The sequence below is a fragment of the Vibrio sp. AND4 genome (assembly GCF_000171815.1).
Taxonomy (GTDB): Bacteria; Pseudomonadota; Gammaproteobacteria; order Enterobacterales; family Vibrionaceae; genus Vibrio.
The window spans coordinates 32,056-43,843 of record NZ_ABGR01000004.1 but is presented as its reverse complement, the minus strand read 5'-3'; the positions used below and the strand labels follow the sequence as shown (position 1 = coordinate 43,843).

The 11,788-nt window shown below is 43.6% G+C and carries 9 protein-coding genes; 6 read left to right on the top strand and 3 right to left on the bottom strand.

What is annotated here, in order from left to right; translation table 11 throughout:
- Positions 1 to 23 precede the first annotated feature (23 nt).
- From tssB to tssG, 5 genes are all read left to right on the top strand, one after another.
- Positions 24 to 530, top strand: a complete 507-nt coding sequence (gene tssB / locus AND4_RS07080) for a type VI secretion system contractile sheath small subunit (RefSeq protein ID WP_009842259.1) — start codon at positions 24 to 26, stop codon at positions 528 to 530.
- 8 nt (positions 531 to 538) lie between these two features.
- Entirely contained in the window at positions 539 to 2,014 is a 1,476-nt protein-coding gene (tssC, locus tag AND4_RS07075; protein WP_009842258.1) for a type VI secretion system contractile sheath large subunit, read from the top strand.
- 61 nt (positions 2,015 to 2,075) lie between these two features.
- Positions 2,076 to 2,486 (top strand): type VI secretion system baseplate subunit TssE, encoded by a 411-nt coding sequence (tssE, locus tag AND4_RS07070; protein WP_009842257.1) that lies wholly within the window; start codon positions 2,076 to 2,078, stop codon positions 2,484 to 2,486.
- A 10-nt stretch (positions 2,487 to 2,496) separates the two neighbouring features.
- Entirely contained in the window at positions 2,497 to 4,245 is a 1,749-nt protein-coding gene (tssF, locus tag AND4_RS07065; protein WP_009842256.1) for a type VI secretion system baseplate subunit TssF, read from the top strand.
- Positions 4,242 to 5,240, top strand: a complete 999-nt coding sequence (gene tssG, locus AND4_RS07060) for a type VI secretion system baseplate subunit TssG (protein ID WP_009842255.1) — start codon at positions 4,242 to 4,244, stop codon at positions 5,238 to 5,240. The genes tssF and tssG overlap by 4 nt, the downstream gene beginning before the upstream one ends.
- A gap of 113 nt (positions 5,241 to 5,353) precedes the next feature.
- On the opposite strand, the gene AND4_RS07055 is transcribed toward tssG, so the two are convergent.
- Genes AND4_RS07055 through AND4_RS07045 form a run of 3 tightly spaced genes read right to left on the bottom strand, consistent with a single transcriptional unit; the run spans position 5,354 to position 10,562 of the window.
- On the bottom strand, positions 5,354 to 5,806 hold the full coding sequence (locus tag AND4_RS07055) for an Lrp/AsnC family transcriptional regulator (protein WP_009705245.1): 453 nt from the start codon (positions 5,804 to 5,806) through the stop codon (positions 5,354 to 5,356).
- A gap of 32 nt (positions 5,807 to 5,838) precedes the next feature.
- Positions 5,839 to 9,228 carry a type VI secretion system membrane subunit TssM gene (gene tssM, locus AND4_RS07050; RefSeq protein WP_009842254.1) on the bottom strand — a complete coding sequence of 1,130 codons (3,390 nt, stop codon included), beginning with the start codon at positions 9,226 to 9,228 and terminating at the stop codon, positions 5,839 to 5,841.
- A gap of 26 nt (positions 9,229 to 9,254) precedes the next feature.
- Entirely contained in the window at positions 9,255 to 10,562 is a 1,308-nt protein-coding gene (locus AND4_RS07045; RefSeq protein ID WP_043991546.1) for a type VI secretion system ImpA family N-terminal domain-containing protein, read from the bottom strand.
- A 620-nt stretch (positions 10,563 to 11,182) separates the two neighbouring features.
- On the opposite strand from AND4_RS07045, the gene AND4_RS07040 reads away from it, so the two are divergent.
- Positions 11,183 to 11,782, top strand: a complete 600-nt coding sequence (locus AND4_RS07040; RefSeq protein ID WP_009842252.1) for a hypothetical protein — start codon at positions 11,183 to 11,185, stop codon at positions 11,780 to 11,782.
- Positions 11,783 to 11,788: the final 6 nt, after the last annotated feature.

Below are 11,788 nucleotides of genomic sequence, written 5' to 3'. Positions count from 1 at the left end.
AAGAGTTAAATAAGGAACTAATTATGTCACGTGACGGCTCGGTGGCTCCTAAAGAGCGAATTAATATCCGTTATGTTCCAGCAACTGGTGATACGCAAGACGACGTTGAACTGCCGCTGAGCATGATGGTGGTTGGTGATTTTACTGCACGCGCAGATGAGACGCCAATCGAAGAACGTACGCCAGTTAATATTGATAAAGACAACTTTAACGAAGTGCTAGAAGGCATGTCTCCAAACGTTAAAGTGAACGTTGAAAACCGTCTTTCTGATGAAGAGGGTGCTCAAATCGGTGTTGATCTGACGTTCCAGAACATGAAGGACTTCTCTCCAGAAGCGATCGCGAAAAGCGTGCCTGAGCTAAATAGCTTACTTGAGCTGCGTGAAGCTTTGGTTGCACTGAAAGGCCCTCTAGGTAATGTTCCTGCGTTCCGTAAGAAGATCGCATCGGTTCTTCAAGACGAAGAAGCGAGAAAGAAACTGTTGGATGAACTAAGCATTGGCAACGACCAAGAAGCGAAAGAAGAGTAAGGGATATCATGTCTGCAGAAGCACAAGCTCCAGAACAAGAAGCAGCCTTAGTAGAATCAGGCTCACTTCTGGATAGCATTCTTAACGAAACTCGTTTAAAGCCAAGTGATGAAGGTTTTGACGTTGCAAAACGTGGCGTAGAAGCATTTATCAGCGAGCTACTAGCTAGCTCGAGCACAGAGAGAATCGACCAATCTTTAGTTGATCTGATGATCTCTGAAATTGATCAAAAACTATCTATGCAAGTTGATGCGATTCTTCACAACGAAGAAGTTCAAGCGATTGAGTCAACGTGGCGCGGTCTTAAGTACCTTGTTGATCACACTGATTTCCGCGAAAACATTCAAATTGAGCTGATCTCGGCGAAGAAAGACGAAGTACTTGATGACTTCGAAGACGCGCCAGAAGTGGTGAAGTCTGGTCTTTACAAGCAGATCTACACTCGTGAATACGGTCAATTTGGTGGTAAACCAGTTGGCGCTGTTATTTGTGATTTTGCGATGTCAGCGTCTTCTCCAGACATCAAGTTGATGGAATACATGGCGAACGTAGGCGCGATGTCTCATGCGCCTTTCATTACGTCAGCATCGTCTAAGTTCTTTGGTCTCGATAGCTACGAAGAGCTTCCGAATCTAAAAGACATCAAGTCTATATTTGAAGGCCCACAATACACCAAGTGGCGTAGTCTACGTGAACATGAAGATGCACGTTATCTAGGTCTATGTACGTCTCGCTTCATGCTACGTACACCTTACTCGGTAGAAGACAACCCAATTAAGGCGTTTGACTACAATGAGCAAGTGACTGATAGCCATGACAACTACCTATGGGGCAACTCTGCGTACGCGATGGCTTCTAAGATCAGTGAGTCATTTGCTAAGTACCGCTGGTGTCCGAATATCATTGGTCCTCAAAGTGGTGGTTCGGTTCATGATCTGCCTGTATATAACTTTGAAGCAATGGGCCAAATTGAAACTAAGATCCCAACTGAGATTCTTGTCTCTGACCGTCGTGAGTACGAATTGGCAGAAGAGGGTTTCATTGCGCTAACCATGCGCAAAGGTTCTGACAACGCGGCATTCTTCTCTGCTAACTCGGTTCAAAGACCAAAAGTGTTTGCGAACACACCTGAAGGCAAACAAGCAGAGATGAACTACAAGCTTGGTACTCAGCTTCCTTACATGTTCATCATCAACCGTCTAGCACACTACATTAAAGTGCTACAGCGTGAGCAAATCGGTTCTTGGAAAGAGCGTTCTGACCTAGAAATCGAGCTGAACAAGTGGATTCGTCAATACGTTTCTGACCAAGAGAACCCGCCTGCGGAAGTTCGTGGTCGTCGTCCACTGCGTGCAGCTAAGGTTGAAGTATCTGACGTAGAAGGCGATCCAGGCTGGTACAAAGTATCTATGTCTGTACGTCCTCACTTCAAGTACATGGGCGCAAGCTTCGACTTGTCTCTAGTGGGTAAACTAGACCAATAATCCATTATTGAAACCATCAAGCAGCCAGTGAAGACTGGCTGCTTTTTTCGTAGGACCGAATATGGAAAAAGGTTATCGTCTTTTAGAGCGGATAGAGCTCGGTGAACCAAAGAATTGCTACGAGAAAGTGGTGTCTCATAAGCATTTGATTGAGTCTATTCACGCTCATCTTGCTGATTTGCTGAATACTCATACTGGCAACGCAATGATCGATGGTGAATACGGTCTGCCGGATTTTAACGACGTGCTTTCCAATAACACGAACCTGGTTCGTCATATTCAAACGAACATCACATCAACCATAGAACGCTTTGAACCGCGACTGCTTAATGTCGAGGTTCACTACCGTGAGGACCACCATAACCCACTGCAACTGGGCTTTGGTATTCGCGGAGAAGTCTCCCACAACGGCGGTAAAGTCCCAATGTCGATCGATGTCTACATGGGAACCGACGGCCAATTTAACGTTTAGTAGGTGCCACTTGAGTAACAGTAAATACTTTCAAGATGAACTCACGTATTTGCGCGAGTCGGGTAGTGAGTTCGCCAAATATCATCCGAAGTTAACGCACTTTCTCTCTGAAGGAACCTTTGACCCAGATGTCGAGCGACTGCTGGAAGGTTTCGCTTTTCTAACTGGACGCATTCGAGAGAAGATCGACGATGAACTGCCAGAACTAACTCAGTCTTTGATGACCTTGCTGTGGCCGCATTACATGCGTTCGATACCGTCTTTGTGTATCAGTGAGCTAAAACCGCATACCGGAAGTGTGACTGAGAAAACAGTGGTAAAACGTGGCGCGGAAATGGCCAGCGAACAGGTAGAGGGTACGCAATGCCTGTTCCGTACTTGTTACGATGTGAACCTATACCCAATCACGATCACCAATATTGAACAAACCAACAGTCGCACCAGTTCAACGATTGATCTCACGCTGTCAACCGAGAATGGTCTTGAGCTATCTCGCATTGGTCTGGACACGCTGCGTTTGCATTTGCATGGTGAGATACATATTACTCGTACCGTCTTCTTGTGGCTGTTCCGCTATTTAGATTACATTGAACTTGATGTCGGTGGCGGCTACAAGCACCGACTAGGGCCGGAGTATATTAAGCCAGTAGGGCACGAAGAAAACGAGGCGCTCCTGCCTTACAGCAAAAATTCGTTCGCAGGTTACCGTTTGTTGCAAGAGTTTTTCTCTTTACCCGATAAGTTTATGTTCTTTGATATTAACGGCTTTGAGTGGTTAAAAGGGATTCCGCAGCGCAGTACCGTCAATATTAAATTTTACTTTAAGCGCGCATTACCATCTGAGGTCGTGCTTAAAGACAAGCACGTTAGATTACATTGTACGCCAGTGGTGAATCTATTTGAAAAAGACGGCGATCCAATTCGTTTGGAGCACCGTCGTAATGAATACAAAGTAAGACCTCAGAGCAACACGCAAGAGCATTTTGAAGTGTATTCGATTGAAAAAGTAGAAAGTTGGAGCAAAGACGAACGTCGACGCAAGCCGCTTATCGAATTCGAATCATTCGAGCACCAAATCAACCAGCGTGATAAGAGAGAGTTTTACAAATCGAAGGTAGCTGAACGGGTCAGCGGCAGGGGGTTGGAGCGTTATATCTCTTTCCACACGCACAACAACGATGTTGCGGATCTTGGGACAGAAACTGTGCTCATGAAACTGCAATGCAGCAATGCCGATTTGGCAGAACGCCTTTCGGTTGGCGACATCACTTATGCAACCCATAAATCACCTACATACGCGACATTTAAAAATATCACCAAGCCGACACAATCGGTAAGCCCACAGGTAAACGGTGAGCTTCAATGGCAGCTGATTGCCAATATGTCGCTCAATTACCTGTCTCTGGCAAACATTGATGTGTTGAAGGTGCTGCTCTCAACGTATGACTTTCATTCTCGCGTCGACAGACAAGCGCACCGCGCATCGATTCACCGACTTGATGGTATTATCTCGTCTGAGATGAAACCAATTGATCGTGTATTCCGTGGTGTGTCTGTTCGTGGTAATCAATTCAAGTTAGTCACCAATTCTAAGTTTTTCGTCAATGAGGGCGACATGTTTCTCATGGCGACAGTACTTAATGAATTCATCCGCTTGTATTCAAGTGTAAACTCCTTCACTGAATTAGAGGTGTTTGATGATGCAACGGGTGAAGTGTACAACTGGGCAAGCCTGATTGGGCAACAGACGATTCTATGATTACAACACTTACTGATAAATCGTATGAGTTTAGCTTCTATCAAGCGGTATTGCTGCTTGAGAAGCACTATCAGCTTGAGCCAAATTCTAATTTTGTCGCGGTGGGTGAGAACAAGTACTTTCACCAAGAGCGCATTGAATTTAGTGTGTCGCCGAGTCTGTCTTTTCCGAAGAGTGACATGGAGTTCATCACTCACATGGAAAGAAACGGGCAGCAGTACACCCGCGTTGAGACCAACTTCTTGGGGCTACATGGCTCAAGCTCGCCACTGCCAGCAGCTTACACCGAGAAACTTGCTGGGCGTGATCCAGATGACAATCCGGTAAAAGATTTCTTCGATTTCTTTCACAATCGTTATACCAGTTTGCTGTACCGTGTATGGAAGAAATACCGCTATCACGTGCAGTATCAAAGTGGCGCAAGTGATGCCTTTTCAGGGCGAATTCTGCATCTAGCCGGCTTGTCCAGTGTAATGCAAGATTGTGACGTTGCTGAGTTGGATCGAGCGAAGATCCTTTCTTACGTCAATCAACTGTCTACACGTACCCGCTCACCTAAACTGATCTCTGGTATTGTTTCGCATTACTTTTCGCTACCGAATGTACGAATCGAAGAATGGGTTTATCGCCGGGTCGAAATCGCCGAGAGCCAGCGTAACGAATTAAACCGTGCCAATTGTGTCCTAGGGCGTAGTTTGCATTTGGGTCAGAGTATCGTGGATTTGAATGGCAAATTTAATTTGTGCATCGATAACATTGATTTTGAAACGTTTAAGCAGTTTTCTTACGATGGTGAGTTACATAAAACGCTGGTGGGGTTAATGCGCTTTATTTTACGCGATCCGATGGCTTGGGACCTGAAGCTGACCGTGAACCTTGATTCTATTCCAGATAACCAACTCGGTTATGGCGAGGGGAACCAGTTAGGTCAGACATTTTGGCTTGGTAGCCCAAGTGGCAAAGATGCGAAGATACGTGTTATCGGCAGCATCTAAAGCGACATTTCATTAAAATATGGCATAAAATATTGAAATACCATACGAAAAAAGCCGCGATGAACTCGCGGCTTTTTAGTCTGACAAGAATATTCGGCAGGAGCCTAGAAAACTTATCGACTGATTGGTTGGTGGAGAACAACCGTTGTGTCTAGTTTCTGAATGCCGCTGAAAGATTCAATTTCATTACATAGGTGATGGATAGACTGTAGGTCAGGTGCTTCGATGAGAGCAATAATATCGAAGCTACCACCTACAACGCTTGTCAACCTAACTTCTGGAATTTCTTTGAGAGCACTTGTTACTTCATTTTTCTTGCCCTTCTCACAAGAGATCAGCAAGTAACTGGCCGCTTTTCTACCCTCATTTTCAACGCGGATCTGAGCGGTATAGCCCTTGATAATCCCTGTTTTTTCCAGCCTATTGATTCTTTCTGCAACTGCGGTGCGAGACAAACCGATGTTTCGAGATAGATTCGCAATCGACTCCCGTCCGTTGGATAACAGACTGGATAGTATTTTGCGGTCTAACTTGTCTAAGCCTTGTAAAGTCATGTTTGAAATCATGTGTTCTGCCTATTATGGTTTTTATATTGTTATTAAATCGACTCTGGGAGTGTAAAGTTGTACAACTCGGCAAGAGTGAAAGGGTTTTTCTGTGTCAAAGGGGTGATGCGAATGCTCAAATCCCTTCCTGACACTTTTATGTCACTGACGAAGCTACCGTTATGAGTGTTTGTCAGGGTCGAATCACCTAGCAATCTGTATATCGCCCATTGACCACTCTTATTAAGAACATGTTGTTTGCCCTCGTCTGTCACATCTTGGATCGTGATATTAATGTTGAAGTCACCATTTTGCGGAGGCCACTCCATCTCACGAATTCGGCTCGGACCATGATAGTAGTTGATGTCCGTATCTGAGATTTTCAGACTGGCTCGGATAGCACTAGAATCAAGGTCTAACACTTTCGCACTGAACGGGATAGAAACTCGGTTTGTGCTCTTATTGATCAACGTATCTCGGATAACGTTGTAATTGCGCAATTGGACCAATAGGGCAGGCGATAGCGGCATTGTCTCGCCATCTACCTGCTTTGGTTTCCACAAGTTTGTATCGTAGAAGGGTGCGAAATTCTTTTTGATAAATGTGTCTAGCAAACCACCTGATGCAAACAGCAATTCGAAATCCTCAATTGAAATCTCTTCTTTGGCGTTTAGATCAAATGGGTATTTACCTAGTCCTAATTCCTTGAACTTGGTGTAAATTTCACTGTACCACTGGGTTTGAATCCCTTTTGCAGACTCTACAATCATTACTGACCAGCTCTGCTGTACCACATCAAGCAACCAACTGCGGACAGGCTCTGGAGACTTCTGCGCGATTTGCTTAAGTTTGATAAGTGGATCCGCTTCGGTACTGTTCATTCGGTGTTGTGCCGCCGCCAGTGCTGCCATTTGCGGGTCTGGTGCGTCGGCGATGTCTTTCATGTAAGTTCGAACTCGGCTCAACGCTGCAATGGTTTCATCCCATGGTGTAGGGGAGTTCGGGGTTTCACTGATTTGAAGTTGGTTTAACAAGTGAAAAGCTTGTTCAACACGCTTCATCAATAGGTAGTCTGGTTTTACGACTTCTTCAACCGCTTCTGACGCTGTGTCTGCTAATTCCGCTAGTTTAGGGTTTACATTGGCAATTAACTCGGTTTTTTCACCCACTGGAGAGAACTGGGTATTTGTGTACACCTGTTTCAGCACCGTGGTCATTGGTGAAGATGGGCCAGAAATCAGGTCAATAGCATTGGTTAAGTCGCCGACATTACTGTAGTGCTGAACCTTCAATTCACCTAAAGCGTTACGCCAGTAGCTAATGTAGTCATCGGTGTATTTTTTGCGTACCTGAGTTTTAAACGTGTCTTGTTCTTGCTTGGTTGGAATCACGTGGTTAGACAAACCAAGTACCCAGTTATCGCTGATCACTTGCTGTGACATCAAGTCCACACGAGGGCGATAGAAGGTGCTAAAACCCGTTGATGTGTAGACTTTGTCAATCACTAGGCGGTTGTCGTCTAGCGGCTCGTTAAACACGTTGTTGAACTCGAACCCTACTGCGCGTTGAAGATCAAGCGTACCAAGATCGATGGCATCGGCTTGATTCAAAATACCGGCGTAAACAAGATCTACGTTAGAGTTTGCCAGTAATGAGCGTCGAGTAGCACGAACAATATCCATGTTGATATTGACAGGAGCAAACTCGGTGCGGAAGTAAGCATCTAAATAACGCATTGCTTGACTTACGACTTCTGGCTTATCGCTCAGATGGTTGAGTGTTTGCAGCGTTTGGCGACGTAGGAACTGAATGTCACGCTTTGAACGATCTTTCAGCATTAGGTAGCCTTTCAGTAATGGTAGGGCAGCGGCAATGTTATCTTGATTTTGCGTCAATTCCAGACGGTAGCCTCTCTCGACCACAGGCATCAGCTGTTGTGCCACTTCTTTAAGAAGTGCTTCATACGCCAGACGGGTACTTTGGTCCAGGCGACTGATGTTCAGCGGCATCAGTTCGTCATCCAGTGCTCGAGACCCTTCCAGCCATGCACTATACGAAGGTTGAATAGCGCGAGTTGCGTTAACCAGAAGTTGATTGAAGCTGGCATTTTGTTCGATTTGGCTTACGTCATCAATACCAAGTAATTGATTCATAACACGTAAATTACTGTCTAGCGTGTTGACGAAAAAGTAGGTCCCACCACCCAAGAGAATAACAGAAGCAAACATAGCCAAATGACTTTGGCGCTGGATTAGGCGCAAGTATGTCTTGTTTTCGCCCGCAAAATCACTCTCAGGAAGTATCTGAGAATCAATCAGGAAGCGTGAGAAGAAAGGCGTTTCTGTCAGTTGCGTGTGCTCTGATGCAATGATCGGTAAGTTAAAGTAATTGCTACAGCTTTTTGCGAGCAAATTGTATTTTCTACCACCTTGTAAGCTAGAGCAGAAGAATATCTCACGAATGTCAAGCGAGTAAGTACCACTGTTCGCATCGCAAAGGCGTTCAAGCACGTAACTGATTTCGGCTTGGCAAAGCTCGAACTGCTTTGGGAAAGAGAGAATTGCTTGTTTTTCGTCGATGTCTGTCGAGTTCGCAGATGCGTCCAAAGCGTTGCTTTCAAGTACTGTCACTAAATTGCGGTAGCCGTCGCGGTAATACTCAGTGATGACCCCTTTCGCTTCTTTTAGTGGAATAGAAAGGAATTCGACACGAGTTTTTAACGAGCTGAAATGCACGTATTCTTTGAAGCCATCAAGTTTATCGAGCTTGGACATCATGAGATAAACTGGCAGTGCTGAATGCGTTTTTTCACTTATGGAGCTCAAGCGCTGCAAAAGGGTTGTGATGGTGTAATCTTTTTGCTCCGGTTCAGATACGATCATGAACTCAAAGTCTGTGAAAAATAAGCATCCAGAAAATGGTTTTCTTGGACGGTGGCGAATAACTTCATCAACAAACGTATTCCACAATGAAGCGTCGCTACTGGATACCTCTTGGAATACCAAGCGCTGATCAGGTTTGACATAAACGGCGCTGTCAGACTCATACCATTCAAAAAAATCGTTTTTTGCTGTACGAGAGCGATCCATGGGTTTGATAGCACTAGAATTAAACAAAAATTGGCGTCGGCCTGACCCTTTATTTCCAATCATAAGATAAATTGGTTTCTTTCCCGAATTGGAAAGGAGAGGGCGGATAACCATAGAGAGTGCTTCTTCTTCAGTTTCCAACTGTTGTGCTTTCGAGTTGTTCTTTTTCTTAAACCAAAGCGACAGCTGGAACATCAGATAAAATGCAGAAATGATGCCAAGGCCAACCCATAGATACAGTCTATCAGTATCCTCAAGTAAGAATGAATATACCGCTGTCACGATTGCAGCTAATACCAAAGCCACTATGGTAGAAACAACGATTGGGTTTCTTAGTATTTTTTGTTTGAACATAAGCCTATAATTCTTTAATTGTAATGTTATTTATTGTCGCTGGTTTCAGCTTGCAACTGATTGATTTTATATAGGTAGGTGTTCAGTAAAAGGAGGGAGCGTTCAATTTCCTTTTGCTGCGCATTTTTTTCTGCGTATTCGATTCGCCCAAGAAGTGGGAACAACGAATTGCTATATTCATACGCTTTCTTTGACTCCTTGTCAGTATTCTGTTTTGCGACGTTCGCAAAAACTGTCCTAGCATAAGCAAAACGTTTGTATATGGCATCGAATTCATTTTCGAAACGAGAACGTTTATCTAAAAAATTCTCACGAAGTTGTTTCGCGGAGGATGAATCAGGGTAAAGATCTGTTAATTCGGCTGTCAGTTTATCGATTGTATTTACTTGGCTGACTTTTACAGGGTCAGTTGTCCAATCTGTCATTAATTCATCGAGCCGTTCGACGGTGACAGAGCGTAAAGAAAGACGATACTCTTTGTTCTCAAAGTTCAATGAATCGACGATCGTAGAGAGCTGGGTGAATGATGATTGCTCAATATCACTCTTTAGGTTTTGATAGTTGTGTTGCTTGTAAATAAAGTGGGAAGCAAAAGCGGCAACAAGCAATCCAACAACAGAATAAATAACAGCGCGACTAGACTTGGTTACAACTTCAGCCTCTTGAATCTGCCGACTTTTCTGGGTTTCTTTTTTTGGCGGTGGTGCAATATTCACCTTGATGCCAACTTGATCCGGTGGTGTTTCTGATTTTACTTTTTTGTTCTCTAATGCCCTGGCTTCTTTTGCTTTTGTTTCTTTTATTTCTTCAATCCACTGATTCAATATCCGTCTAATACGACCAAAGGAAGGCGCTTTAATCGCGTAGTGAAGGCGGAGTTCTTCTTCTATACGCAGACACAGCTGATGCGCGGCCTCGATAAGAGGCAGCTCCTCAGGCAAGGCGCGATGCTTGTTAATTCGCTTTTCAGTGTATTCGATCATCCACTCGATGGCACTGATACGGGCATTCGCTTTTGTGTGCTCCGGGTAGGCGGTGTACCAGTAAACAACACATAAATCGAGCAGAGAGTTCAAGCCTTCAACTAGGCCTTTGAGACCTTCGTTGTGAGTTGCAGCTACCGTGAAGTAACAGCTACAACGAAAGTCTTTACCCCGGGTACTGAGTATTTTTTTAGACAGTGTCTGAACGGTTTTCCATGATACTCGACCAGTTACTTTATTCAGGTTGTTTATTTGGCGCTTTATTTCGTCAAAATCATCTAAGCCATTAGGGTTTAAGCCGCTTGGATTACTTTCATCGATCGGCCTTCTAGCGAAGTCGCTGAAAAACATATTTTCCAATTCCAACTGATTATGTGAAAAGTAGTAAACCATCATTCATTCATACATACTAAAGATGGTGCTAACATTTTTTTTTTTGGATTTTAAAGGTAAAAGAGATTAATTGAATAATAAATAATATCTAAATCAGTATAATTTAACTTACTGTGATCTTCGTTCACATAATTCAAGCTCATATTGAGTATTTAAATTTCTATATAAGTGACTTGTGTCTCAAAAAAAGTTGAGATAATAGCGGTTTATACTCTTTTTGATTTTTGTATCAACAATCTTTTTACTTAAGTATTTGCGAGATAAATCAGATTGTTAAAACTATGTGATATTTGTATGTGTTTGGTTTGGTGTTTCTGTTGACTTGTATAGATATTACATTCGCATTATGAATGTTTTCATTTCTAATAAAGCTATATCTAATTTAGATTGTATGGCGGTTTTTAATTTTTAAAGAATAGCATCAGCCGTTCAAATGAAGATATCACTAGTGAAAAGGTTTTAATTTGTAGGTGTTTTATCTTATTTGATGGGGCTAATTTTTAGCATATTGAAAAAGAAAAGAGACTTGATATCTTTCGCCACTGAATATTATTAAAAGGTTTTCTAAGAGGGATGAAATGCTAAAACCAAGTCAAGTTGGGTTAATCTCGGCCATGTGTTTGTTTTCTACTTTTGCGGTTGCTAAAGGGGAACGTTATGGCGGCTCAGTCAACATGCTTATGATGGAAAGCCACGACTATGACGAAGGTACCAGCGGTGATCAAGACGCTTTACGTTATGGCTTGGTACACACGCGCCCAATTGATGAAAACAACAACCGATGGCGTTGGTGGTTAGGCCTAAATTATCTGACAGAAGAGGTTGAGGCTCCGGCAAACGGCGTTTATCAAGAAGTTAATAACCTTGAGCTACGCGTCGTGCCACAATACGCACTCACTTCTTGGAGTATCTTCACGCCTTATGTCGGAGCGGGTCTGTCCTTAGGATACTCTCAGTACTCCAACCGTTGGGAAGTCGATCATGCTGGCTACCGTTACAAAGCGCTGGAAGATATCGACCAGTTTGAACTTGGCGCAGTAGTAACGTTTGGAACGGCAATCAAACTTGGCAGCAATCCAGATGCGCACATACAAATCATCCCTCAAGCTTCCTACATTCTTCCGGTAGTTAATGACGGAATTGGTGGGGTAGAGCTGTCAGTTTCCCTATTATTTTAAGGTTTA